This window comes from Pseudomonas sp. 1L-C-7-B-C1 (assembly GCF_057291635.1).
Genome location: NZ_JBXAWH010000009.1, coordinates 20,810 through 46,098, shown reverse-complemented (window position 1 = coordinate 46,098; position 25,289 = coordinate 20,810). Strand labels below are relative to the sequence as shown.

17 protein-coding genes are annotated in these 25,289 nt (G+C 61.3%); 12 read left to right on the top strand and 5 right to left on the bottom strand.

Annotated elements, in window-relative coordinates; genetic code table 11:
- Nucleotides 1-44: 44 nt before the first annotated feature.
- From mdoH to pip, 4 genes are all read right to left on the bottom strand, one after another.
- On the bottom strand, nucleotides 45-2,642 hold the full coding sequence (mdoH, locus tag AC0Z8Z_RS15010; protein ID WP_485619634.1) for a glucans biosynthesis glucosyltransferase MdoH: 2,598 nt from the start codon (nucleotides 2,640-2,642) through the stop codon (nucleotides 45-47).
- Entirely contained in the window at nucleotides 2,635-4,608 is a 1,974-nt protein-coding gene (locus tag AC0Z8Z_RS15005) for a glucan biosynthesis protein G (RefSeq protein ID WP_122533952.1), read from the bottom strand. Before AC0Z8Z_RS15005 ends, mdoH begins: the two co-directional genes overlap by 8 nt.
- A gap of 264 nt (nucleotides 4,609-4,872) precedes the next feature.
- Entirely contained in the window at nucleotides 4,873-5,310 is a 438-nt protein-coding gene (gene dtd / locus AC0Z8Z_RS15000) for a D-aminoacyl-tRNA deacylase (protein WP_485619633.1), read from the bottom strand.
- Complete coding sequence (pip, locus tag AC0Z8Z_RS14995) at nucleotides 5,311-6,282, bottom strand: prolyl aminopeptidase (RefSeq protein ID WP_485619632.1); 972 nt, start codon at nucleotides 6,280-6,282, stop codon at nucleotides 5,311-5,313.
- Between the two features lie 378 nt (nucleotides 6,283-6,660).
- Here pip and AC0Z8Z_RS14990 point away from each other — a divergent pair, with 378 nt between their 5' ends.
- The 6 genes from AC0Z8Z_RS14990 to AC0Z8Z_RS14965 all read left to right on the top strand — a co-directional run bounded on the left by AC0Z8Z_RS14990 (nucleotide 6,661) and on the right by AC0Z8Z_RS14965 (nucleotide 16,032).
- The gene (locus AC0Z8Z_RS14990; protein ID WP_485619631.1) at nucleotides 6,661-9,144 is read left to right on the top strand and encodes a glycogen/starch/alpha-glucan phosphorylase; all 2,484 of its coding nucleotides are present in this window, start codon (nucleotides 6,661-6,663) and stop codon (nucleotides 9,142-9,144) included.
- Nucleotides 9,145-9,480: 336 nt separating this feature from the next.
- Nucleotides 9,481-12,336, top strand: a complete 2,856-nt coding sequence (locus tag AC0Z8Z_RS14985) for a DUF2339 domain-containing protein (RefSeq protein WP_485619630.1) — start codon at nucleotides 9,481-9,483, stop codon at nucleotides 12,334-12,336.
- Nucleotides 12,333-13,730 carry a DUF3999 domain-containing protein gene (locus AC0Z8Z_RS14980; RefSeq protein ID WP_485619629.1) on the top strand — a complete coding sequence of 466 codons (1,398 nt, stop codon included), beginning with the start codon at nucleotides 12,333-12,335 and terminating at the stop codon, nucleotides 13,728-13,730. Before AC0Z8Z_RS14985 ends, AC0Z8Z_RS14980 begins: the two co-directional genes overlap by 4 nt.
- A 367-nt stretch (nucleotides 13,731-14,097) precedes the next feature.
- Entirely contained in the window at nucleotides 14,098-15,108 is a 1,011-nt protein-coding gene (locus AC0Z8Z_RS14975; protein WP_192171239.1) for a class 1 fructose-bisphosphatase, read from the top strand.
- Nucleotides 15,109-15,196: 88 nt separating this feature from the next.
- Nucleotides 15,197-15,451: an outer membrane protein assembly factor BamE domain-containing protein gene (gene bamE, locus AC0Z8Z_RS14970; protein ID WP_122533960.1), complete on the top strand. Its 255-nt coding sequence runs from the start codon at nucleotides 15,197-15,199 to the stop codon at nucleotides 15,449-15,451.
- Nucleotides 15,452-15,537: 86 nt separating this feature from the next.
- Nucleotides 15,538-16,032 (top strand): lipocalin family protein, encoded by a 495-nt coding sequence (locus tag AC0Z8Z_RS14965; protein WP_485619736.1) that lies wholly within the window; start codon nucleotides 15,538-15,540, stop codon nucleotides 16,030-16,032.
- Nucleotides 16,033-16,096: 64 nt separating this feature from the next.
- On the opposite strand, the gene AC0Z8Z_RS14960 is transcribed toward AC0Z8Z_RS14965, so the two are convergent.
- Entirely contained in the window at nucleotides 16,097-17,461 is a 1,365-nt protein-coding gene (locus AC0Z8Z_RS14960) for a formimidoylglutamate deiminase (RefSeq protein ID WP_485619628.1), read from the bottom strand.
- 190 nt (nucleotides 17,462-17,651) lie between these two features.
- On the opposite strand from AC0Z8Z_RS14960, the gene hutC reads away from it, so the two are divergent.
- The 6 genes from hutC to AC0Z8Z_RS14930 all read left to right on the top strand — a co-directional run bounded on the left by hutC (nucleotide 17,652) and on the right by AC0Z8Z_RS14930 (nucleotide 25,125).
- Entirely contained in the window at nucleotides 17,652-18,362 is a 711-nt protein-coding gene (gene hutC, locus AC0Z8Z_RS14955; RefSeq protein ID WP_485619735.1) for a histidine utilization repressor, read from the top strand.
- Nucleotides 18,359-18,952 carry a HutD/Ves family protein gene (locus AC0Z8Z_RS14950; protein ID WP_485619627.1) on the top strand — a complete coding sequence of 198 codons (594 nt, stop codon included), beginning with the start codon at nucleotides 18,359-18,361 and terminating at the stop codon, nucleotides 18,950-18,952. Before hutC ends, AC0Z8Z_RS14950 begins: the two co-directional genes overlap by 4 nt.
- A 56-nt stretch (nucleotides 18,953-19,008) precedes the next feature.
- Nucleotides 19,009-20,184 (top strand): Na+/H+ antiporter NhaA, encoded by a 1,176-nt coding sequence (gene nhaA, locus AC0Z8Z_RS14945; protein ID WP_485619626.1) that lies wholly within the window; start codon nucleotides 19,009-19,011, stop codon nucleotides 20,182-20,184.
- Between the two features lie 480 nt (nucleotides 20,185-20,664).
- On the top strand, nucleotides 20,665-22,362 hold the full coding sequence (gene hutU, locus AC0Z8Z_RS14940; RefSeq protein ID WP_485619625.1) for a urocanate hydratase: 1,698 nt from the start codon (nucleotides 20,665-20,667) through the stop codon (nucleotides 22,360-22,362).
- 188 nt (nucleotides 22,363-22,550) lie between these two features.
- Nucleotides 22,551-24,020, top strand: a complete 1,470-nt coding sequence (locus tag AC0Z8Z_RS14935; protein ID WP_485619624.1) for a purine-cytosine permease family protein — start codon at nucleotides 22,551-22,553, stop codon at nucleotides 24,018-24,020.
- Between the two features lie 139 nt (nucleotides 24,021-24,159).
- Nucleotides 24,160-25,125 (top strand): ABC transporter substrate-binding protein, encoded by a 966-nt coding sequence (locus tag AC0Z8Z_RS14930; protein WP_122533969.1) that lies wholly within the window; start codon nucleotides 24,160-24,162, stop codon nucleotides 25,123-25,125.
- Nucleotides 25,126-25,289: the final 164 nt, after the last annotated feature.

Sequence of the window (25,289 nt, the reverse complement as noted above, 5' to 3'; positions counted from 1 at the left end):
CCGCCGAAGATCACTCTTCGGCGGCGTTTTGTTTAGCGGGTGGATCAGGCGTTGACGAGGGTCGCGTCGTTCACATGGGTCGCTGGCTGCAATGGCAGCAGCGGCGCATGGGGGTCGGCTTCCACCGAAGCGCGCCAGGCATTCAGCCAGGCGGAGTTGCCTTCGCTCCAGACCAGCTCGTGCAACCGAGCCAGCGCAACCGGATCGCTCAGCAACTGCAGGCGCTCGTGGTTGTTCAGAAGCTCAGGGCCTCCCTTGATCGCATGACGCACACGCTCGACACGCATCCACTCGATCGGCTCGGCGTCGCGATGGCGAGAGGTCGCCAGCGCGCAGGCCAAGGCGTTCTGCTGTGGATCAACCACGGCGCGAACAAAGCCGTCGTTCAGCGCGTGCCAGCGGTTTTCATGGGTGTACTGATCAGTGGACACCAGCTCTTGGGGCGGCGTGTGCTCTTCCGGAATCAGGAACAGCTTGTTGTCGCGCGCCTTCAGACCCAGATTCGTGCGGCTGGAAATCACCGAGACCGGGATCGACAGCATCAACGAACCCACGATCGGCACCAGCCACCATAGGAAGCTTGGGTTCAGCCAAGCCACCAGCAACGCCCAGCAAAAGCCCAGCAGCGTCTGCGGCCCGTGGCGCTTGACCGCTTCGCTCCACGGCGTCGAGTCATCATCACGCTGCGGCGAGTTCCACGTCGCTGCCCAGCCCAGGAACGCAGCCAGTACAAAGCGGGTGTGGAAGATCATGCGCACTGGCGCCAGCAGCATGGAAAACAGCATTTCCAGCAGCATGGACAGGGTGACCTTGATACGACCACCAAAACCGGTCGCGCCCTTGGCCCAGATCAGAATCACGCTGAGCAGCTTCGGCAGGAACAACAGCACGACCGTCGTGGAGAACAGCGCAACGGCTTTTTCCGGGTGCCACTGCGGCCACAACGGATACAGCTGACGCGGTTCCATGAAGTAGGTCGGCTCCATCAGCGTGTTCACCGCCAGTAGCGCTGTGGACAACACGAGGAAGAAGAACCACAACGGCGCCGACAGGTACGACATCACGCCGGTCAGGAATACCGCGCGATGCACCGGGTGCATGCCTTTTACCAGGAACAGACGGAAGTTCATCAGGTTACCGTGACACCAGCGACGGTCACGCTTGAGCTCATCCAGCAGGTTCGGCGGCAGCTCTTCATAACTGCCCGGCAAGTCGTAGGCAATCCACACGCCCCAGCCGGCCCGGCGCATGAGCGCAGCTTCAACGAAGTCGTGGGACAGAATCGCACCGGCAAACGCACCCTTCCCGGGCAGCGGCGCCAGGGCGCAGTGCTCGATGAACGGTTTCATGCGGATGATCGCGTTGTGACCCCAGTAGTGGGATTCACCCAACTGCCAGAAGTGCAGGCCGGCCGTGAACAGCGGGCCGTACACGCGAGTCGCGAACTGCTGCATGCGCGCGTACAGCGTGTCCATGCCCGACGCACGTGGCGCGGTCTGGATGATACCGGCGTCCGGCGTCGCTTCCATCAGACGCACGAGGCTGGTCAAACATTCGCCGCTCATGACCGAGTCAGCGTCAAGCACGACCATGTAGCGGTATTCACCGCCCCAGCGACGGCAGAAGTCATCGAGGTTACCGCTCTTGCGCTTAACGCGACGGCGGCGACGACGATAGAAGATCTTGCCGAAACCGCCGGTTTCACGGCACACGTCCAGCCAGGCTTGTTGCTCGGCCACGCAGATGTCGGTTTCGTTGGAGTCACTGAGGATGAAGAAGTCGAAGCGATCCAGATCGCCCGTGGCCTTGACCGATTCGAACGTCGCTCGCAAACCCGCGAATACGCGAGGCACGTCTTCGTTGCAGATCGGCATGACCAGCGCAGTGCGCGCACCGGCCTCGATTGGCTCATTGCCCGCACTGGCACCGGAAATACGGTACTTGTCGTGGCCAGTGAGCAGTTCGAGGAAGCCCATCAGCGCGGTCCAGAAACCGGCCGATACCCAGCAGAAGAGAATCCCGAACAACAGAAGGATGCTGGTCTGCAGCGCATACGGCACGACCTGAACAGCGGTCTGCCACAGGGTCTGATGACTGATTTCGTCGAATGAAACCAGCGACCAGCCTTGATACGGCAGGATGCCCTTCATGTAGAAGCCGGCAACGATGGTCTGGCCGAGCATGAGGACCAGCAAGATGTAGCGACGGATCGAACCCACGGTGCGCCAGCGCGCCTTCGGCAGATCACGTGGCAGATCATCCTTGGGCGGCGGCGGATTGGTCTTGCCGGTCAGTCGGCGCCAGCCGCGGTGCAGGATGTTGGTCCGCCACGGTTCCGGCACGACTTTGGTACGACGAATCGGCGGCGTCGCTTTCAGGACAACGCGGCCACTGGCGTCCACACTCAGCATCTCGGCTTCGTGCAATTCATCAGCGGTCGTCAGGGTCAGGCGACGACCCACCGAGGCCTGGGAGGCCTCGGCGGAATCAGCGACGGTTTGCGCGGAAAGGCGCTCATGCAGCTCAGCGAACGACGTGCAGCTGGCAAGTTCTGCCCGCTGCGCGTCGGTCATCGGCAGATGCGCGAGGTACTCGCTGAGAGACTCATTCAAAGGCTCTGGCACCGCGTGTGAATTACTCATCGGCTGGCAACTGGTAGCTCCAGGTTTCGGTCAGGATTTGTTGAATCATGTCCGGCCCCTGTTGGGTGGGTGCAGCCTGGACCGCTGGCTGCGGTGTGTCTTTGGCGCCTTTGTTGGCCTTGGCGGCATCGCCCAGTGCGGCTTCAGGCTTGTAGGCCTCGTCCGACTTGGCTTCGGCTACCTTGGCGGCGTCAGCAGGCTTGGCAGCGTCCTTACTGTCGGCTTTAGGCCCTTTGGCGTCCTTCATGTCTTTCGCGTCTTTCGCATCACCGGCCTTCAAGGCGTCGGTTTTGACGATTTCGGCTTTCTCGTCCTTCGGTGCAGCAACGACTGGCGCCGCGGCAACAACAGCTTTGGCGTCAGCCTTGGCAGCCGGCTTCTTGTCCGACTTGTCAGCGGTGATCACCGCTGGCTCCTTGCCCGGTTCGGCAGGGGTTTCGCGCAGCAGGTAGGCACGCATTTCAACCGACTTGCCCGGATCCTTGACCTTCAGGCGCAGCGTCAGACGCCAGCCTTTGGTCACCGGGTTGTAACGCAGGTTGTTCTCGACCAGGTCGGTGTTGTCATCGGTGATGACCTGACTGCGGATCGAAGGATCTTCGCCCAGCTTGGCCAGATTCGGACCGACGAAGTCGACGAGGTAGGCAACACTGCCGTCCGGCTGACGAATCAGGTTGGACTGCTTCACGTCACCGGTGGAGCGCAGGGTCTGCTTGACCCAACCCAGATCAGGCGAGTGAATGGCGTCTTCATCCATGGTCCAGTGCAGACGATAGTTGAAGTCGATCGGCTGACCCGGCTCTGGCTGGGTTTCCGGCTTCCAGAACGCAACGATGTTGTCGTTGGTTTCGTCAGCCGTCGGGATCTCCACCAGATCAACAGTGCCCTTGCCCCAATCGCCCTTCGGCTCGATCCAGGCGCTCGGACGCTTGTCATAGCGGTCATCCAGGTCTTCGTAATGGCTGAAGTTGCGGCCACGCTGCAGCAGACCGAAACCGCGCGGGTTCTCGACCGAGAAGCTGCTGACGGCAAGGTGTTTAGGGTTGTTCAGCGGACGCCAGATCCACTCGCCATTGGCTGCCTGGATCGACAGACCGCTGGAGTCGTGCAGCTCGCGACGGTAGTTGAGGACTTTAGACGGCTGATTGGCGCCGAACAGGAACATGCTGGTCAGCGGCGCTACGCCGAGCTTGCCGACCTTGTCACGCAGGTACATGCGCGACTGGACGTCGACCAGTGTGTTGGTGCCCGGACGCAGGGTCAGCTTGTACGCGCCGGTGGCACGAGGGGAGTCGAGGAGCGCGAAGATGACCAGATGATTGTCATCCGGGCTCGGCTTCTCGATCCAGAATTCGGTGAAGCGAGGAAATTCCTCACCTGACGGCATGGCCGTGTCGATCGCCATCCCGCGCGCAGACAGACCATAAACCTGACCTTTACCGATGACGCGGAAGTAGCTCGCGCCCAGCATGGTCATGATTTCGTCTTGCTTGTCGTCTTTGTTGATCGGGTAAGTGACGCGAAAACCGGCATAGCCCAGGTTTTCGGTCGACTTGGGATCGAACTTCACGTCGCCGAAATCGAAACGACTCGGGTCGTACTTGATCTCGTTGACGGAGTTGGCGGTGACTTCGTTGATTTTGACCGGGGTGTCGAAGTGCATGCCCTGGTGGTAGAACGACACCTTGAACGGGGTCTTGTCATTGGCCCATTCGGCTTTGTCTTGCAGGAAGCGGATCTTTTGATAATCCGCGAACTTCATGTCGCGGAATTCGGCCGGAAGATTGCTCTTCGGCGCGGTGAATTTCTGTCCGGCCAGATCTTTGGCCTTTGTCGCCACGTCGTCGAGATCGAACGCCCACAGCTGACTGGCGCCGAACAGACAAAACAAAGCCGACCCTGCCAGCAGCGCGCTGCGCAAGCGTCCGCCCGGGTTCTTTGGTGCATTACATGGACTAACAATCACGAGCAACCCTCGCCGAAAACAGATGAAGAAACCAACGGCCAGCTTTCAAATGCCGGGTTGGCGAGCACTGTTCCGACTCCAAAAAGGGCCAATGATTCCCCAAGCGGTGCCGGAGCAGTCTGCGTTTTACCGATTTGACGGGCCTTGGCCCGTCCTTGTAGCGCGCGATTATCCAGTAGCTCGCGTTACAACGCATCAGGGGACGCAAACTATTTATTGCGTTTGGAGCGCGTAAATCCGGGGCCATCAATCGGACCAGGCTATTCAGGTCTCAAGCAAAAATGTCACGGGGCCATCATTGATCAGGTGCACCTGCATATCCGCACCAAACTGGCCCGTTTCCACCGTCGTGTGAGACGTCTTGGCCTTTGTTACCAGATAGCCAAACAGCTCGGCGCCGAGAGCCGGGGGTGCTGCTTTTGAAAAGCTTGGCCGCATCCCGCTTTTAGTGTCTGCCGCCAGTGTGAACTGTGAGACCAGCAGTAACCCGCCATTAACGTCGGTTAACGAAAGATTCATCTTGCCGTCGGCGTCACTGAATACCCGGTAGTTAAGCAGCTTGTGCAACATCTTGTCGGCGCTGGCCGGCGTGTCTTGAGGCTCGATGCCAATCAGGACCATTAATCCTTGATCGATCGCGCCAATGGTTTCGCCGGCCACGTCAACGCGCGCCTGGGAAACGCGCTGAAGCAACGCTTTCATTTATGCCTCTTCCGGTGGCAGATCCAGCAAACGGCGCGCCACTTCTGATGCTGCGCGCACCAATGCGTCGGTGATACCCGGCTCGGACGCCGAGTGACCCGCGTCACGGATAACCTGCAGCTCACTGTTCGGCCACGCCTGATGCAGCTCCCAGGCGTTGTCCAGGGTGCAGATCATGTCGTAGCGGCCGTGCACGATGATGCCCGGCAGATGGGCGATCTTCGGCATATCGCGAATCAGCTGGTTTTCTTCAAGGAACGCGCCGTTGGTGAAGTAGTGGCATTCGATGCGCGCAATGGACAGGGCGCGATGGGGCTCGGTGAATCGGTCGACCACCTGCGGATTCGGACGCAATGTGGCGGTGCGCCCTTCCCATGTCGACCATGCCTTAGCGGCGTGCATCTGAGCGATCTGGTCGCTGCCGGTCAGGCGCTTGTGGAACGCGCCGAGCACGTCGTGGCGCTCGTCCGGCGGAATCGGCGCCATGTAGTCCTGCCAGTAATCCGGGAACAGGCGGCTGGCGCCTTCCTGATAAAACCACTTGATGTCCTGGGGCCGGCTGAGAAAGATGCCGCGCAAAATCAGTGCATGAACTCGATCAGGGTGCTTCTGCGCGTAGGCCAGGGAAAGCGTCGAACCCCACGAGCCACCGAACACCACCCATTTGTCGATGCCCAGGTGGGTGCGGATACGTTCCAGGTCATCGACCAGATGCCAGGTGGTGTTGTTTTCCAGGCTGGCGTGGGGGATAGAGCGGCCGCAACCGCGCTGATCGAAGGTGATCATGCGATAGAGATTCGGATCGAAGTAGCGGCGGCTCTGTGCATCGCATCCCGAACCCGGCCCGCCGTGGATGAAGATGACGGGCAAGCCGTCTGGCGAGCCGCTTTCATCGACATACAGCACATGCGGCTCTTCAACCGCGAGATCGTGCCGGGCGTAAGGTTTGATCTGCGGGTACAAAGTCTGCATAGGTGCTCCAAAAGTCCGGTTCAGGGGCTGCGGTCTATCTGCCGTGGGGCATCATAAACCCGAATCGGCGAATGAACATGCTTGCCTGATTCGGGCCAACTGTTGTTGCCTGTTAGAGCCCATGGGCCCAACTCTGCCCCGCACCAGCCGGCGCATCAGCAAGAGTGGAACGATCAATGCAAGCCGTCTTCACATCAGGGGAAAGCGCCAGAGATTCGTCGCGATGTGCAATGACGGCGAACCGAAGGTAGCTTGTTTGAGTCGAACCGAGGGTCGTGCAACTGCGTATTTTTCATCCTGTCGGGAGGAAATAACCAATGACACGCCCTACAGTCAACCCACCCATTTAATCGTCAAACCAACTTGAGGTCGTACCCGATGTCTCCGGAACCCAACGTTCGTGACGCTGAAGTGGCAGCCTTCCGAGAAGCTGTGCTGAACAAACTCGAGTATGCCGTCGGTAAAGACCCCGACCATGCCTTCGATCATGACTGGTTCATGGCAATCGCCCTGGCGACGCGCGACAAAATGGCCGAGCGCTGGATGAACCACACGCGCTACGTCTACCGGCAGGAAAAGAAGCGCGTCTATTACCTCTCCCTCGAGTTCTTGATCGGCCGTCTGATGTTCGACAGCCTGAGCAACCTTGGCATTCTCGAAACCGCGCGGGAAGCGTTGAAGGGCCTGAACGTCGACCTGGAGCAGATTCGCTCGCTGGAGCCTGATGCTGCATTGGGCAACGGCGGCCTCGGTCGTCTGGCCGCGTGCTTCATGGAAAGTATGTCGACCCTTGGGATTGCCGGTCACGGCTATGGCATTCGTTACGAACACGGTCTCTTCCGTCAGGCTATCGTCGATGGCTGGCAGCAGGAGCAGACCGAGAACTGGCTGGACTTCGGTAACCCGTGGGAATTCGAACGTCCTGAAGTGATTTACCAGATCGGTTTCGGCGGCAGCGTGCAGCCTCTGCTGGATGCAGCCGGCGCGCCTGTTCTGGATGCCTCGGGAGAAACCCGCCAGGTCTGGACCGCGGGTGAAACCGTCCGCGCGATTGCTTACGACACCCCGGTCGTGGGCTGGCGTGGCAAAGCGGTGAACACGCTGCGTCTGTGGCGTGCCCGTGCGGTGGAAGACCTGCACCTGGAACGCTTCAACGCCGGTGACCACGTGGGTGCGGTGGCGGAAGTGGTGCGGGCAGAAAGTATCTCTCGCGTGCTTTACCCGAACGACAGTACCGAAGCCGGCCAGGAACTGCGCCTGCGCCAGGAATTCTTCTTCGTTTCGGCGTCGCTGCAGGATTTGCTGCGCCGCCACAAGAACATGGGCTACAGCATCAGCAGCCTGCCGGAACACGTGGCCATCCAGATGAACGACACGCACCCGTCGATCGCCGTGGCGGAGCTGATGCGCGTTCTGATCGACTTGCATGAAGTGGAGTGGGACGAGGCCTGGCGCATTACCGTCGGCACCCTGGCGTACACCAACCACACGCTGCTGCCTGAAGCGCTGGAAACCTGGTCCGTCGGCCTGATGGAGCGCATGTTGCCGCGCCACATGCAGATCATTTACATGATCAACGCCCAGCACATCGACAAGGTTCGCCAGGACTTCAAAGACGACCCTGCCCTGTTCGACCTGCTGCGCGCCGTCTCGCTGATCGAGGAAGACAACGGCCGTCGCGTGCGCATGGGCAACCTCGCGTTCCTCGGTTCCCACAGCGTGAACGGCGTTTCCGCGCTGCACACGCAACTGATGCGCAAAACCGTTTTCGCCCATCTGCACAAGCTGCACCCTGACCGTATCAACAATAAAACCAACGGCATCACCTTCCGCCGCTGGCTGTTCCAGTCCAACCCGCAACTGACGTCCATGCTGGTCAACGAGTTGGGCGAGCAAGTGCTCGACAACCACGAGACCGCGCTGCTGAAACTGGAGCCGCTGGCCGATGACGCACGATTCCAGCAGGAATTCGCTGCTCAACGCCTGCAGAGCAAACAGGCCCTGGCCACGATCATTCAGGACCGCATGGGCATCGTAATCAATCCTGAGGCGATGTTCGACGTACAGGTCAAACGCATCCACGAATACAAGCGTCAGCTGCTGAACCTGTTCCACACCGTGGCGCTGTATCAGGCCATGCGTGCCGACCCGAGCACCGATTGGGTGCCGCGTGTGAAGATCTTCGGCGGCAAGGCGGCGGCCAGTTATCACTCGGCCAAGCTGATCATCAAGCTGACCAACGACATCGCACGCACGGTCAACAACGACCCGACGCTGCGCGGCCGTTTGAAAGTGGTGTTCATGCCCAACTACAACGTCAGCCTGGCGGAAAGCATCATTCCGGCGGCGGATCTGTCGGAGCAGATTTCCACGGCGGGTCTGGAAGCGTCCGGCACCAGCAACATGAAGTTCGGCCTCAACGGCGCACTGACCATCGGCACACTCGACGGCGCCAACGTGGAGATGAGCGAGCAGGTCGGCCTGGAGCACATGTTCATCTTCGGCATGACCGCGCAGGAAGTCGAAGCGCGCAAGCATGCCGGTGAGTTCAACGCGCATCAGGACATCGCCGCGTCCGGGCGTTTGAATGACGTGCTGCAAGCCATTCGGGGCGGGGTGTTCTCACCGGATGATCCGTATCGCTATGCCGGGTTGATCGATCAGTTGATCAACTACGACCGCTTCTTCGTCTGCGCTGACTTCGAGTCGTACTGGCACGCCCAGGCAAAGGTCGAAGCGCGCTGGCACGATTCGAAAGAGTGGTGGCGCTCTGCGGTGCTCAACACCGCACGCATGGGCTGGTTCTCCTCGGACCGGACCATCCGCGAGTACGCGACCGAAATCTGGAACGCTCTGGATTAAGGACGCGTGGGGTGATCGCCTCAGCGGAGACGATCACCTTCATGTGACCGCTCGCTCTCGCAGCAAGTACTAATCCTGTGGGAGCGAGCTTGCTCGCGAATAAGGCAGTTCAGCCGCTGATGATCTGGCGGATGTACCGACCTTTTCGTGAGCAAGCTCACTCCCACAAGTTCACCAGCGTGGCCGAGATCCCGAGTCCATCCAGATCTCACTCCACAGTTCTCATTTGCATGTTGTCCACTGCCCCCCCTCCCCGACACAAAATGTTTCCCCTTTCCTGACGCCCGATATACTTTTCGCCATCGCCGTTAATCGGCCGAAAAGGGACGTCGTCGCGTGCAATGGATTCTTCTGCTGGCCGGTCTGGTAATCGGGGCGCTTCTTGATGAGTCGCTGTTGGGCGGCGCCGTCGGTGCGGTTGTCGGCCTGGCCGCGGGCTTGAGCCTCCGGCTGACTGCGTTGTCACGCGAAACGGCCGCGCAGAAAGCCGAACTTGCCAAAACCCGGCTAGATCTCGACGCCGTCCAGCAACGTCTCAGCCAGCTGGACTCGGCCGCCGCGCAATTGCCGGATGCGCCGGTCACGGCGCCGTTGAATGTTCAGCCTATCGCAGACGACGGCCCGGAACTGCTGTGGGACCTTCCGGACCTCGAGCCTGCTGCCTCGGATGTCAGCGATTCGGAATGGCGTCGGCCTCAGCAGCCGCCAGCCCCTGCAGCCCCGAGTTATGAGCCGGCTTCTGCGCCCGCTGCCGCCCAGCCCAATCTGTTCGACAGCGCCTTGCTCCGCGCCCAGAGCTGGCTGCTGGGTGGCAACACCGTGCTCCGGGTCGGCGTGGTGTTGCTGTTTCTCGGTCTGGCGTTTCTGCTGCGCTACGCCACCGAGGGCATGGTCGTTCCGATCGAGGCCCGCTATGCCGGCGTCGCTTTGGCAGCGTTGGCGCTGCTGGGTCTGGGTTGGTGGCTACGGCAACGCAATGAGTCCTTCGCGCTAATGCTGCAGGGGACCGGCGTCGCGGTGCTGTACCTGACCGTGTTCGCCGCCATGAAAGTCCACACCCTGCTGGCGCCGGGGATGGCGTTCAGCCTGTTGGTTGCAGTCACCGTGTTTTCGGCCATTCTCGCCGTCACGCAAAACTCCCTGGCCCTCGCCTGCGTCGCCGCGCTGGGCGGGTTTGCCGCGCCGCTGCTGACGTCCTCCGGCGAGGGGAGTCATGTCGCGTTGTTCAGTTATTTCGCCCTGCTCAACGCCGGCATTTTCGCCATCGCGTGGTTCAAGGCATGGCGCCCGCTGAACCTGATCGGCTTCATCGGCACGTTCGGGATCGGTTTCGCCTGGGGCATGGACGCTTACACGCCCGAGCTGTTCTGGAGTACCGAACCGTTCCTGATTCTGTTCTTCCTGATGTACCTGGCCATCGGCCTGCTGTTCGCCCGACGCAAGCTGCGAGAACACGCCGCGGGGCCCGACGACGACAGCCGGGAAGCCACCCTGCGCTGGTCTGCGCGCCAGACCCACTATGTCGATGGCAGCCTGTTGTTTGGCACACCTATCGTCGGTTTCGGCCTGCAATACGCCCTCGTTCGACACATTGAATTCGGCGCTGCGTTGAGCGCACTGGCGCTTGGCTTGCTGTACATGGGCATCGCTCGGCTTCTGACCGGGCGCGTACCGGGTCGGGCATTGCTGCTGGTCGAAACGTGCCTGTCACTGGGCGTGGTGTTCGGCACCCTGGCGATTCCCCTTGGCCTGAGCGCGCAATGGACGACGGTGGCCTGGGCCGTCGAAGGCGCGGCCGTGTTCTGGCTCGGCATGCGCCAGAACCGCTTGCTGGCGCGGGGTTTTGGCTTGCTGCTGCAACTGGGCGCCGGGATCGCGTTCCTGGGAGTGGTCGGTCGCTGGTATGTGCCGACGTTCAATCAGGGGGATTTCTGGACCCCCTTGATCATCGCACTCGCTGGTCTGGTCAGCGCGTTCTCCGTGGAGCGCATCGGGACTTTACGTCTGTCGCTAAGCAAGCGTGTATTGCAACCTGCATTGCTGATGTGGGGAGCGCTTTGGTGGTCCGTAGCGCTGTTCATCATGACTGACTACGTAGCAGGCCCGAACGTGTTCTCGACGTTGCTGTTGCTGGGCGCCGTTAGCGTTGGGCTATGGACCATGGCAGCCCTGCGCCTGAACTGGACCGGAGTTGCTCAACTGTCCACGCTGCTGACGCCGATGAGCGCGGTGTTGCTGGCGCTGATGAGTTTCAGTTCCTACTACAACCCTGCCGCTGATTGGGGCTGGCTGGGCTGGATCGCGGTGTTTGCGGTTCACCTGTGGTCATTGAAGCGGCTCGACAATATGCTGCTTCCGCGCCTGCGCAGTGCGGCCCACGTCATCGGCTGCTGGCTGATCATCGGCGTGCTTTCGTTGCAGCTTCGTTATGGATTACTGGTGCTGTCGGACGCATACAACGCCTGGCGCTGGCTGGGCTGGGCGTTGCTGCCGAGCCTGTACTTGCTGGCGATGACCGCACCCCGCACGTGGCCCTGGCCTGTCAGGGCGTACCCGCGTGAGTACCGTGTCTGGGCTGCCGCGCCGCTGGCGGCATTGATGCTCGGCTGGTTCTGGCTGGCGAACGGGTTCAGCGAAGGCGCTGCCGATCCCCTGCCCTATCTTCCGCTGCTGAACCCGCTGGAACTGGGCTTGCTGATCACGCTGACCGGTATCGTCAGCTGGACCCGCCAGCACCTCCCGCAATTGGGCGTCAGCGAGGGGCGTGCTCAAAAAACGGCGCTGGTCATTGCCGGCGCATCGCTGTTTGCACTGATCACTGCCATGGTCCTGCGCACGGCCCATCACTGGCTCGGCGTGGCCTGGTACCCCGACGCGCTGTTCGAATCGATGCGTGTGCAGGCCGGGCTTTCCATCGTATGGACGCTGATGGCCCTGGCACTGATGATCGGCGGCCACCTGCGCGCCCGCCGGGACCTGTGGATTGCCGGCGCCGCATTGATTGGGGTCGTCGTCGCCAAACTGTTCTTCGTCGAGCTGAGCAATCGTGGCGGTCTGGAGCGAATCATTTCCTTTATCGGCGTTGGCGTTCTGTTGCTGGTGGTGGGATATTTCGCCCCCCTGCCGCCCCGGCATCCGGCCCGAGACCAGGGTTTGACCGATGCGGATGTTGCGGACAGGGCATCGAAATGAAGCGCGTAAGGAGTGTTCAGTTGAGTCGTCAGTTCATCGTCAAGGCCGCCCTGCTCGCCCCGTTGCTGGGCTCGCTACTGTGCGCAGCAACGCTCAGTCAGGCCGAGGATCTGCCGGATGATTTCACCACCCATGCGCCGCTGACCGTCACCGGTGAAGGGCCTTGGTATCGGCTGGAATTGCCCCTCGGCGTGCAGTTAAACGCGCGCCAGAGCACTCTCAACGACGTGCGTGTTTTCAATGCAGACGGCCAGGCCCAACCCTACGCAATCACCCAAAGCCCGCCCCAGCGTGCGGCCGACGCCAGTCCGGTGTCGGTGAAGTGGTTCCCGCTGTACAACAGCGATGGCGCCAAAGACGCCGAGCCGAAAATCCGCGTCGAACGCACGCCCAACGGCACGCTGGTGGAGGTTCAGCCCCAGGGCGAGATTGAGGCGGGCGAAGAGATTCTGCGCGGCTGGCTGCTCGACACCAGCGCGATCGACGCGCCGCTGGATCAGCTGATTCTGGACTGGAGCAGCGAGCGCGACGGTTTTCAGCGGTTCAGCATCGAGGCCAGCGACGACCTCCAGCATTGGCAGCGCTGGGGCGACGGTCAGGTGGCGAGGCTGTCATTTGCCGAGGAATTGGTTGAGCAGCGCGTCGTCAATCTGCCGGGGCGCAGCGCCCGCTATCTGCGTTTGCTGTGGAAATCGCCGCTTTCCGCGCCCACGCTGAACGCCGTGCAACTGATCAGCACGCAACCCGGCGTGCTGCCGTTGAGCTGGTCACCGGCCATCAATGGTCGCGTCGAAAAACCTGGCGTGTATGTGTGGCAACTGCCGGTGGCTCTGCCGCTGGAACGTATGCGGATCAACATTGCGCAACCCAACAGCCTCGCGCCCGCCACGCTGTATGGGCGTCGTGACAGCAACGCGCCTTGGCAGATGATCGACAACGGCCTGCTTTATCGGCTCAGCCAGAACGGTCAGGACGTTGTGCAGGACGAAATGGAGCTGCCCGGCAATGTCGTGCAGCAGCTGAAACTTGAGGTCGATGACCGTGGCGGCGGCCTGGGCAAGGACGCGCCAGCGCTGAGTTTCGCCGTGCGCGCCACACAACTGGTGTTCCTCGGACGGGGCGCGCCGCCTTACAGCCTGGCAGTTGGCAATGCCACGGTGAAAAGCGCGGCGCTGCCGCTGGCGACGCTGATTCCCGGCGTCAGCCCCGAGAAGCTGGCAGCACTTGGCAGCGCGTCCATGGCCTCCACACCGGTCGCGCCAGTTGCTGCGGCTGCGCCCGTGGAGGCCATGCCTGACCTGAAGCGCATCGGTCTGTGGGCCGTGCTGATAATCGGGGTGGTTTTTCTGGCATGGATGGCGCTTGGCACGCTGCGCGGGTCTCGTAGCAAATAACGCGCAAAACAACGCGCCTGCTCAGGCGCCAAAGAATAGGTGTCGGGGTGATGACGCTGAATCGATCCGGGATCGAAAAAATTGCAGACGATGCAAGCCAATTCGTCACCCCGATCGCGCTACGCTTAACGTACAACCGATGCGACTGGGTACGGAGATCCCTTGTGGGACCGGCTTCAGCCGGGAAGGCGTCAGTCGTCACGCTGCAAGATTTGTGGTGTTCACACTGGCCTCTTCCCGGCTAAAGCCGGTCCCACTTGGATGTAGCCCGTGAACTGAATCACTACCTAACCGGTCTGACAGGCAGTATTAAATCTCCGCTCACGCTAGACTGTGCGCGTTTTTATCCCCCATTTCGGAGCTCTCCATGTCCCGCGTTACCTTGAGTCGTTATCTGATCGAGCAGACCCGCACCAACAACACCCCTGCCGATCTGCGCTTTCTGATTGAAGTGGTGGCGCGTGCGTGCAAGGAGATCAGCCACGCGGTATCCAAAGGCGCCCTGGGCGGCGTGCTCGGCAGCATGGGCACTGAAAACGTGCAGGGTGAAGTGCAGAAGAAACTGGACGTGATGTCCAACGAGATTCTGCTCGAAGCCAACGAATGGGGCGGTCACCTGGCCGGCATGGCCTCCGAAGAAATGGACAACGCCTACCAGATTCCCGGCAAATACCCGAAAGGCGCCTACCTGCTGGTGTTCGACCCACTGGACGGTTCGTCCAACATCGACATCAACGCGCCGGTCGGCACGATCTTCTCGGTGCTGCGTTGCCCGAACGAGTACCTGAGCCAGAACGAAGCGCTGAACGAGAAGGCATTTCTGCAGCCAGGCACCCAGCAAGTCGCCGCCGGTTACGCCATCTACGGCCCGCAGACCATGCTGGTGCTGACCCTGGGTGACGGCGTCAAAGGCTTCACGCTGGACCGCGAGATGGGCAGCTTTGTCCTCAGCCACGAAGACATCAAGATCCCGGAGTCCACTCAGGAATTCGCGGTCAACATGTCCAATCAGCGTCACTGGGAAGCCCCGGTCAAGCGCTACGTCGAAGAGCTGCTGGCGGGCGAAGACGGTCCGTTGAAGAAGAACTACAACATGCGCTGGGTCGCGGCGATGGTCGCTGATGTACACCGTATCCTGACCCGTGGCGGCCTGTTCATGTACCCGCGCGATTCCCGCGAGCCTTCCAAGCCGGGCAAGCTGCGCCTGATGTACGAAGCCAACCCGATGTCGTTCCTGGTTGAGCAAGCTGGCGGCGCGTCGACCGACGGCCATCAGCGCATCCTCGACATCCAGCCCGAAGGCCTGCACCAGCGTGTCGCTGTCTTCCTGGGTTCGAAAGAAGAAGTGGAACGCGCAACGGCGTATCACAAGGAATGAGGTCCTGAATGGCCGCTTTTAGCGGCCATTTTCTTTTCAATGTCAGCGCTGTGACACTGCCCCCCCTTGGATCCAGGAGCTTCATCTCATGTCTTTGCGCACTCTCGCGGTGTTGTCGTTCTGTGTCTTGCTGGCGGCCTGCAGCAAGGTCACCCAGGAAAACTACTCGAAAATCTCCGCTGGCATGTCGAAGGCGCAGGTCGAGCAGCTGCTCGGCAGCCCGACCGAATGCTCCGGCGCCTTGGGCATGTCCAGCTGCACGTGGGGCGATGCGAAGACGTTCATCAGCGTCCAGTACGCCGCCGACAAGGTTGTGCTGTTTTCCGGGCAGGGCCTTAAATGAGCATTCGTCAGGCATTGAAAATCGGCGCTGTGGCGCTGGCAGCATTGTGGATCAGCGCCTGTGCGACGAAGCCTGAAACTGAATCCATGGCGCCGAAGACGGTCGATCATGTCGACCTCAAGCGCTACCAGGGCACGTGGTACGAGGTGGCGCGGCTGCCGATGTTCTTTCAGCGCAACTGCGCGCAGTCCGAAGCGCACTACACGCTGAAGGATGACGGGAATATTGCCGTCACCAACCGCTGCCGCACCATTGAGGGCAAGTGGGAGGAAGCAACCGGGACAGCTTCGCCGCAAATCAAGGGCAAGACCGACAAGTTGTGGGTCGTGTTCGATAACTGGTTCTCGAACCTCTTCCCGGGTGTGGCGAAAGGCGACTACTGGGTGCTGTACGTGAGCCCCGACTACAAAGTAGCGCTGGTGGGCAGCCCCAACCGCAAGTTCCTGTGGCTGCTGTCGCGCACGCCTCAAGTGCCGGACTTAGTGCGTAACGACATGCTGATGAGAGCGCAGCAACAGGGTTACGACACCACCAAGCTGATCTGGCGGGTGGCGGATTCGAAGGTGGGCAAGGCGGACTGACCCTTCGCGAGCAAGGTGATGCTTCACCTTGCTCGCGAAACTACTATCCATTCACTGCAGCGCATCAGCCCAGCAATTCTCGCAACACCTGAGCGAACGCGCGGCTGGTCTGCGCTTCGTCGTTGTGGTGGCCGTCGCGGATCACCCAGCGGCCATTGACCATTACGTCCTTGATCTGGCGATCACTCCCGGCGAACAGCCAGCGATTGAGAATGGCATCATCGGATGCCGTCGCCAGATACGGGTCGTTGCCATCGAGCACCAGCCAGTCCGCCCGTTTGCCTACTTCCAGCGCACCCACCGGTTGCCCCATCGCTTGGGTACCGCCCACCAGGGCTGCGTCGTACAGCGTGCGTCCGACCATCGGTTGATCAGGCCGGTACAGACGATTACGGCGCTGGTCGCGCAGACGCTGGCCGTATTCCAGCCAGCGCAACTCTTCGACTACGCTCAGCGACACATGGCTGTCGGAACCAATGCCCCAACGCCCGCCCTGGGCGATGTAATCCACCGCCGGAAAAATCCCGTCGCCCAGGTTTGCTTCGGTGGTCAGGCACAGTCCTGCGATCGCACGACTTTTCGCCATCAACGCCACTTCGTCCGGCTCGGCATGGGTCGCATGCACCAGGCACCAGCGCCCATCGACCTCGACGTTTTCATACAGCCACTGCAACGGCCTGCGACCGCTCCAGCTCAGGCAGTCATCGACTTCCTTCTGCTGCTCGGCGATATGAATGTGGATCGGGCATTGGGGGTCGCTGGCGGCTGTCACGTCGCTGATCTGCTGTGGGGTCACGGCGCGCAACGAGTGAAAGCAAAGGCCCAGGGCCTGAGCCGGCTGCTTACCGATGATCGGCTTCAGACGGGACTGCAAATCCAGGTAACTGTCGGTGCTGTTGATAAACCGGCGCTGCCCTTCGTTCGGGGTCAGACCGCCAAAGCCGGAGTGGCTGTAAAGCACCGGCAGCAGGGTCATGCCGATGCCAACCGAACTTGCCGCCTGACTGACCTGCAGCGCGAGTTCGGCAGGGTCGGCGTAAGGCTTGCCGGTGGTGTCCTGATGGACGTAGTGAAATTCGGCGACCGAGGTGAAGCCGCCCTTGAGCATTTCGATGTACAGCTGCCGCGCGATGACGCCAAGCTGCTGCGGACTGATCTGCCCGACGAGGCGATACATCAGGTCGCGCCAGGTCCAGAAACTGTCATTGGGATTGCCGGCCACTTCCGCCAGGCCGGCCATGGCGCGTTGAAAAGCGTGGGAATGCAGATTGGGCATGCCCGGCACGACCGGCCCGTCGAGCCACTCGGCGTCACCGCGCTCGGCGTTGGCCTGAACCTGGCTCAGCAAGCCGTCGGCGCTGACCTCGAAACGTACGTCAGTGGCCCAGCCGGTGGGCAGTAACGCGCGTTCGGCAAAGAAAACGGACATGAATCGGCACCCCTTGCTTGAAATTGTCTATACATATACAGACGTTTATACGGCCGGTAAACTGCGAGGCGCTTGTCGGCCCACGTGTTAATGGTTAGCGTGAACGCTGTAACCTCTCTCGCCTGAATAACGCCATAACAAGGATTTCTCTGTGCCGACTCCACCTGCCCATTTGCCGCTGGCTTCCCAGATGGGTGACAGTCCGGCGCCGCTCTACGCTAGGGTGAAGCACATGATCACCCAGCAGATTCAGAACGGCACCTGGCCGCCGCATCACCGCGTGCCGTCCGAGAGCGAACTGGTGACGCGGCTGGGCTTCAGCCGTATGACCATTAACCGCGCCCTGCGCGAGATGACCGCCGAAGGGCTGTTGGTGCGCATGCAGGGCGTCGGCACTTTCGTCGCCGAGCCCAAGACTCAATCCGCGCTGTTCGAAGTGCATAACATCGCCGATGAGATTGCCGCCCGCGGACATGCCCACACCTGCAAGGTGATTATTCTGACCGAAGAAGCTGCCGGCTCCGAACGCGCGCTGGCGCTGGACATGCGTGAAGGCCAGCGGGTGTTTCACTCGCTGATTGTGCATTTCGAAAACGATATTCCCGTGCAAATCGAAGACCGCTTCGTCAACGCCCTCGTCGCGCCGGATTACCTGCAGCAGGACTTCACACAACAAACGCCCTACGCTTATCTGTCCCAAGTCGCGCCGCTGACCGAGGGCGAGCACGTGGTCGAGGCGATTCTCGCCGAGCCCGACGAGTGTAAATTGCTGCAGATCGAGAAGGGCGAGCCGTGCCTGCTGGTGCGTCGCCGCACTTGGTCCGGCCGCCAACCAGTGACCGCTGCCCGCCTGATCCACCCCGGCTCACGCCACCGCCTGGAAGGACGCTTCAGCAAATGACTCAACCGACTGTTCTGCGCGCCGCTGACTACCGGCGCATGCCCTGGAAAAACGGTGGCGGCAGCACTGAAGAAATTACCCGCGATGCCGGAAAAGGACTGGAAGGTTTCGGCTGGCGGTTGTCCATCGCCGACATCGCCGAGTCAGGTGGCTTTTCGGTGTTCGCCGGTTATCAACGCATCATCACGGTGCTGCAAGGCGCAGGCATGACGCTGAATATCGATGGCAGAGATAGCGAGCCACTGCTGCCCTCCGATCCGTTCGCGTTCAGCGGCGACAGCGCGGTGTCATGCACGCTGCTCGACGGCCCGATACGCGATTTCAACCTGATCTACTCGCCTGCCCGCTACCGCGCGCGCCTGCAGTGGATCGACGTGATGCAGCCGCAGCGGTTTTTCAGTTCGGCTGACGTTTTTCTGGTGTTCAGCACCGCTGAGCAGATGGCCGCCAACATCGGCGAGCATCCGCCGCAATTGCTCGAACAACATGACTGCTTACAATTGGACAATGCCCCCGGCGCGCTAGTGGAAGCGGTGCTCTACGCTCCACGCGCCAGCCGCGTCTGCGTGATCGAGCTGTCACGCGTCTGAGTCCCGCCGTCACTGTGGTAGATTGCGTTTTTTTTCGCCAGCACACAGGGACGACCATGACGACGCTCAACAACAGAGAAAGCCCACGAGCCCTCGCCATTCTTGCCAGTTTCCTTGCGTCGGAATCAGCAGGCGGCCTTGTGCTGATGGGCGCCGCCCTTGCAGCAATCATCGTTGCCAACTCCCCCCTCGCCCCCACGTATTTCGCCGCACTGCAAAGTGTCTGGGGCGGGTTGTCGATCGAGCTGTGGATCAACGACGGGCTGATGGCGATCTTCTTTCTGATGGTCGGTCTGGAAATCAAACGCGAAGTATTGGCCGGCGGTCTCGCCAGTTGGGGTCAGCGTGCGCTGCCCGGTTTTGCAGCAGCGGGCGGCATGCTGGTGCCGGCGCTGATCTACATCGGCGTCAATATGGGCAACGCCGAAACCCTGAGCGGTTGGGCGATCCCGGCGGCCACCGACATCGCTTTCGCCCTCGGCGTGCTGTCGTTGCTGGGCAAGCGGGTGCCGACGTCGTTGAAGGTTTTTCTTGCCGCGCTGGCGATTCTCGACGACCTGGGCGCCGTTACCATCATTGCGCTGTTTTACAGCACCGGCCTGAACATGCCGATGCTCGGCGCCTCGTTCGCGACGCTGGCCGTGCTGGTGATCATGAACCGAATGGGCGTGCAGCGATTGCTGCCGTACCTGCTGCTCGGTCTGTTGTTGTGGTTCTTCGTGCTGCAATCAGGCGTGCATGCAACGCTGGCCGGTGTAGCCCTGGCGCTGTGCATTCCGTTGGGCACGCGCAAGGAAGAAGCCCGCTCGCCGCTGCTGTTTCTTGAAGAGAAAATGCACTACTGGGTGGCGTTCGCGGTGGTGCCCATTTTCGGCTTCGCCAACGCAGGCGTGTCCTTGTCGGGCATCACGTTGGGCAACCTGGTAGACCCGGTGCCGCTGGGCGTGGCACTGGGGTTGTTTGTCGGCAAGCAGATCGGCGTGTTTCTTGCGGCGGTGCTGGCCATCCGGTCCGGTCTGGCGACACTGCCGGAAGGCAGCAACTGGACGCAGCTGTATGGCGTGGCCCTGCTCTGCGGGATCGGGTTCACCATGAGCCTGTTCATCGGCAACCTGGCATTCCCGGGCGCCGCGCATCTGATCGATGAAGTGAAAGTAGGCGTGTTGCTGGGCTCGATCGCGTCGGCGCTTGCCGGGGTGTGGCTGTTGCGCAGCAAGCTGGCTCAGCGCTGATTAGCACTGAGACTACCCTGATATATCCAGCGCTACCGATCATGTGGGAGTGAGCTTGCTCACGAAGATGGCAGTACATCCGCTGCATCTCCGCGGCTGAAATGGCCTCTTCGCGAGCAAGCTCGCTCCCACAGGTCGTGTGTCAGCGCACAAGGTTCTGTTACCCCTAGCCACGCACCGCACTGGGGCGCGCGCACCGAAAAGTAACAATTTCCTTCCTGTGGCCGCTTCTGCGCTTTTCGATATCCCGACTCACTCACCTTCGGAACGACCGGGCCAGCACGGCCCAACGGCTTTTCTGCGCCCGCAAAACCAACATTGGCCCCTTGGTTGCATATGCTTGTATGTACAAGTAAGCATGAGTCAGCACGAGGCCATCGAGCCCGGTCCGGATCACAACGGCAGCACTCACGCAGAACCTTATTCCACGTTCGTCACGGACCCCGCGTCCAGGCCGGATTGATCATCGAGGATTGTTAAGTGACTACTGACCACACCCCCCCTGCTCAGCAATGGACCAAACGCCGCGATGTCGAAATCCGCGCAGCCCGTGGCACGCAACTGACCGCCAAGAGCTGGATGACCGAGGCGCCATTGCGGATGTTGATGAACAACCTCGATCCGGAAGTCGCCGAGAACCCGAACGAACTGGTGGTCTACGGCGGTATCGGTCGTGCAGCGCGTAACTGGGAGTGCTACGACAAGATCGTCGAGAGCCTCACGAACCTGAACGACGACGAAACCCTGCTGGTGCAATCCGGCAAGCCGGTCGGCGTGTTCAAGACTCACAGCAACGCGCCCCGCGTGCTGATCGCCAACTCCAACCTGGTGCCGCACTGGGCCAGTTGGGAGCACTTCAACGAACTGGATGCAAAAGGCCTGGCGATGTACGGCCAGATGACCGCCGGCAGCTGGATCTACATCGGCAGCCAGGGCATCGTTCAAGGCACCTACGAAACCTTCGTCGAAGCCGGTCGCCAGCATTACGACGGCAATCTTAAAGGCCGCTGGGTGCTGACCGCAGGACTGGGCGGCATGGGCGGCGCGCAGCCTCTGGCTGCAGGCATGGCGGGCGCCTGCTCGCTGAACATCGAATGCCAGCAAAGCCGCATCGATTTCCGCCTGAAAACCCGCTATGTCGATGAGCAAGCCACGGACCTCGACGACGCCCTCGCCCGCATCGCCAAATACACTGCCGAAGGCAAAGCGATCTCAATCGCCTTGTGCGGCAACGCCGCCGAGATCCTTCCGGAAATGGTCCGCCGTGGCGTACGCCCGGACATGGTCACCGACCAGACCAGCGCTCACGACCCGCTCAACGGCTACCTGCCCAAAGGCTGGACCTGGGAGCAGTACCGCGAGCGCGCCGCCAGCGAGCCTGCCGCAGTAGTCAAGGCCGCCAAGCAGTCCATGGCCGAGCACGTCGAAGCCATGCTGGCGTTTCAGAAAATGGGCGTGCCGACGTTCGATTACGGCAACAACATCCGTCAGATGGCCAAGGAAGTCGGCGTGACCCATGCCTTCGACTTCCCCGGTTTCGTCCCCGCGTACATTCGGCCGTTGTTCTGCCGCGGCGTCGGTCCATTCCGCTGGGCCGCGCTGTCGGGCAATCCTGAAGACATCTACAAGACCGACGCCAAAGTCAAAGAGCTGATCCCGGACGACGCACACCTGCACAACTGGCTGGACATGGCCCGTGAGCGCATCAGCTTCCAGGGTCTGCCGGCACGCATCTGCTGGGTCGGCCTGGGCCAGCGCGCCAAGCTGGGCCTGGCCTTCAACGAAATGGTCCGCAGCGGCGAGCTGTCGGCGCCGGTGGTGATCGGTCGTGATCACCTGGATTCCGGCTCCGTCGCCAGCCCGAACCGCGAGACCGAATCGATGCAGGACGGCTCCGACGCCGTCTCCGACTGGCCACTGCTCAACGCCCTGCTCAATACCGCGAGCGGCGCGACCTGGGTCTCGTTGCACCACGGCGGCGGCGTCGGCATGGGCTTCTCGCAGCACTCGGGCATGGTCATCGTCTGCGACGGCACCGATGAAGCCGCCGACCGCATCGCCCGCGTCCTGCACAACGACCCGGCCACTGGCGTGATGCGTCATGCCGATGCCGGGTATCAGATCGCGATCGACTGCGCCAAAGAGCAGGGGTTGAACCTGCCGATGATCAATAACTGATCAATGCCATTGGTGCACACAGCACCCGTGGGAGCGACCGGGGTGGCGCGCCACCTTGCTCGCGAATGCTGAGGCCCAGACGCCGGTGATGCGTCGTCCGTACCGGCCCCTTCGCGAGCAAGCTCGCTCCCACAAATCCGCGGCAGCACAAGTACGCGTGCCAACAATCGATTTAGGGGATGTTTGAGATGGCTATTCCAGATGATCGTGCTGCACCTGCTTCCGTGATCGAGCGGCGTTCGATCGATTACATCCCTGATGCCGAACGACACGGGCGTCTGTTCAGTCAGTTCACGCTCTGGCTGGGCGCCAACCTGCAGATCACCGCGATCGTCACCGGGGCGCTAGCCGTGGTGCTGGGCGGCGATGTGTTCTGGTCGCTGATCGGGTTGTTCATCGGTCAGCTAATCGGCGGTGGCGTCATGGCGCTGCATGCGGCGCAGGGCCCGAAGCTCGGTCTGCCGCAGATGATTTCCAGCCGGGTGCAGTTCGGCGTTTATGGCGCGGTGATTCCGCTGGTGCTGGTGTGCCTGATGTACATCGGCTTTTCCGCCAGCGGCTCGTTGCTCGCAGGGCAAGCGGTGGCGCAACTGATCAACGTGCCGGACTGGCAGGGCGTGGTGATCTTCGCAGCGGCCATCGTGGTACTGACCATTCTCGGCTACCGGGTCATCCACATGATCGGCCGCGTCGCCAGCCTCATCGGCGTGATCGCCTTCGTTTACCTGTTCGCTGCGCTGCTGGCAGGCAACGACGTCGGCGCCCTGCTGGGCAACAAGCATTTCTCGCTGAGCAGCTTCCTGCTGGCGATCTCGTTGTCGGCATCCTGGCAGATTGCCTTTGGCCCTTATGTCGCGGACTACTCCCGCTACCTGCCGCGCAGCACGTCCGCCGGCAAAACGTTCTGGGCGGTGGGCCTGGGTTCGGTGATCGGCGCGCAGGCGTCCATGGTCTTCGGCGTGTTCGCCGCGGCACTGGCCGGCAAGAACTTTGCCCATCACGAGGTCTCGTTCATTGTCGGCCTCGGCGGGACCGGCGCGGTGGCGGCAGCGCTGTATTTCAGCATCGCATTCGGCAAGGTGACCATCACCACGCTCAACGCCTACGGCAGCTTCATGTCCATTGCCACCATCGTCAGCGGCTTTCGCGGCAACCGGCACATCTCCAGCGCGCTGCGACTGACGTACATCTTCGCCATGGTCGGCATCGCCACGGCCCTGGCGCTGCTGGGCAAGGACTCGTTCCTCAAGGACTTCTCGGCGTTCATCCTGTTCCTGCTGGCGTTTTTCACGCCGTGGAGCGCGATCAATCTGGTGGATTTCTACTGCATCACCAAAGAGCGCTACGACATCCCGGCGCTGTCGGACCCGGACGGTCGCTATGGCCGCTGGAACGGGATGGGCATCGGGATATACGTGTTGGGCGTGCTGATTCAAATGCCGTTCATCTCCACGCATTTCTACACCGGCCCACTGGTGGCGAGCCTCGATGACACTGACATCTCATGGATCATCGGTCTCATCGTGCCTGCTGTGCTGTACTACGTGGCGGCGAAGACGTGGCCGGGCAACGTGGCCGATCGTTTGATCCTGCCAACGGAGCAAAACGCGTCTCCTGCAAGCGGCAGCGTTGCTCCTGCGCACGTCGAGGTGAACTGACCGTTCGTCATGCACGTCTGTTGCAGGGGGCATGCTGGAGAGAGAAGCGGGAAGAGGCCGACAAGTGCCTCTCCCCTTGGCTGGAAGCCGTCTGTTTTCGTTACTGCCGTCATCCACTACAAGACCGGAGCGTCACTCAATGAACACGAAAAAGGCCCTGCTATCCACGTTGCTCACCGCGGGCGTGCTCGCCAGTGGCGCCAGTCAGGCTGCGGGATGGTGCGAGTCCGGCAAACCGGTGAAATTCGCCGGTCTGAACTGGGAAAGCGCAATGCTGCTGACCGATGTGCTGCAAGTTGTGCTGAACAAGGGCTATGGCTGCGAAACGGACAGCCTGCCGGGCAACTCCATCACCATGGAAAACGCCCTGGGCACCAATGACATTCAAGTGTTTGCTGAAGAGTGGGTAGGCCGCAGCGAAGTGTGGAACAAGGCTGAAGCCGCCGGCAAAGTGGTGGGTGTCGGCTCGCCGGTGAAGGGCGCGGTGGAAGGCTGGTACGTGCCGCGTTACGTGATTGAAGGCGACGCCAAGCGCAAGCTGGAAGCCAAGGCACCGGACCTGAAGTCCATCGCCGATCTGGGCAAATACTCAGCACTGTTCAAGGACGCCGAAGAACCGGAGAAAGGCCGCTTCTATAACTGCCCGGCTGGCTGGACCTGCGAGCTGGAAAACAGCGAGATGCTGAAAAGCTATGGCCTGGAAAGCAAATACACCAACTTCCGCCCAGGCACCGGACCGGCGCTGGATGCGGCGATTCTGTCCAGCTACAAGCGTGGCGAGCCGATCCTGGCTTACTACTGGTCGCCAACGCCGCTGATGGGCCAGGTGGACATGGTGCGTCTGGAAGAAAAAGCCGGCGTGAACAAGACCATCGAGATCAAGGTCGGCCTGTCCAAGGCGTTCCACGAGCAGGCGCCTGAACTGGTGGCAGTGATGGAAAAGGTCAATATCCCGATCGACCTGCTCAACCAGAACCTGGCGCGCATGACCAAGGAGCGCATCGAGTCGCCGAAGCTGGCGAAGATCTTCCTCAAGGAACACCCGGAAGTGTGGCATCAGTGGGTGAGCGAGGATGCGGCGAAGAAGGTGGATGCTTCGCTGTAAACCTTGATCCGGGTGCCGCGCTACGGCGGTACACCGAACCTGTAGGAGTGAGCTTGCTCGCGATGACGTCGGCACACCCACCATCGTTGGTGGCTGACAAATTGCTATCGCGAGCAAGGTGGAGCGCCACCCCGGTCACTCCTACAGGAATCAGTACCACCTAC

Coding starts and splice junctions, on each gene's coding strand:
- mdoH (WP_485619634.1), bottom strand. CDS start 2,642: ATGAGTAATTCACACGCGGTGCCAGAGCCTTTGAATGAGTCTCTCAGC.
- dtd (WP_485619633.1), bottom strand. CDS start 5,310: ATGAAAGCGTTGCTTCAGCGCGTTTCCCAGGCGCGCGTTGACGTGGCC.
- pip (WP_485619632.1), bottom strand. CDS start 6,282: ATGCAGACTTTGTACCCGCAGATCAAACCTTACGCCCGGCACGATCTC.
- AC0Z8Z_RS14990 (WP_485619631.1), top strand. CDS start 6,661: ATGTCTCCGGAACCCAACGTTCGTGACGCTGAAGTGGCAGCCTTCCGA.
- AC0Z8Z_RS14980 (WP_485619629.1), top strand. CDS start 12,333: ATGAAGCGCGTAAGGAGTGTTCAGTTGAGTCGTCAGTTCATCGTCAAG.
- AC0Z8Z_RS14975 (WP_192171239.1), top strand. CDS start 14,098: ATGTCCCGCGTTACCTTGAGTCGTTATCTGATCGAGCAGACCCGCACC.
- bamE (WP_122533960.1), top strand. CDS start 15,197: ATGTCTTTGCGCACTCTCGCGGTGTTGTCGTTCTGTGTCTTGCTGGCG.
- AC0Z8Z_RS14965 (WP_485619736.1), top strand. CDS start 15,538: ATGGCGCCGAAGACGGTCGATCATGTCGACCTCAAGCGCTACCAGGGC.
- AC0Z8Z_RS14960 (WP_485619628.1), bottom strand. CDS start 17,461: ATGTCCGTTTTCTTTGCCGAACGCGCGTTACTGCCCACCGGCTGGGCC.
- hutC (WP_485619735.1), top strand. CDS start 17,652: ATGGGTGACAGTCCGGCGCCGCTCTACGCTAGGGTGAAGCACATGATC.
- AC0Z8Z_RS14950 (WP_485619627.1), top strand. CDS start 18,359: ATGACTCAACCGACTGTTCTGCGCGCCGCTGACTACCGGCGCATGCCC.
- nhaA (WP_485619626.1), top strand. CDS start 19,009: ATGACGACGCTCAACAACAGAGAAAGCCCACGAGCCCTCGCCATTCTT.
- AC0Z8Z_RS14935 (WP_485619624.1), top strand. CDS start 22,551: ATGGCTATTCCAGATGATCGTGCTGCACCTGCTTCCGTGATCGAGCGG.
- AC0Z8Z_RS14930 (WP_122533969.1), top strand. CDS start 24,160: ATGAACACGAAAAAGGCCCTGCTATCCACGTTGCTCACCGCGGGCGTG.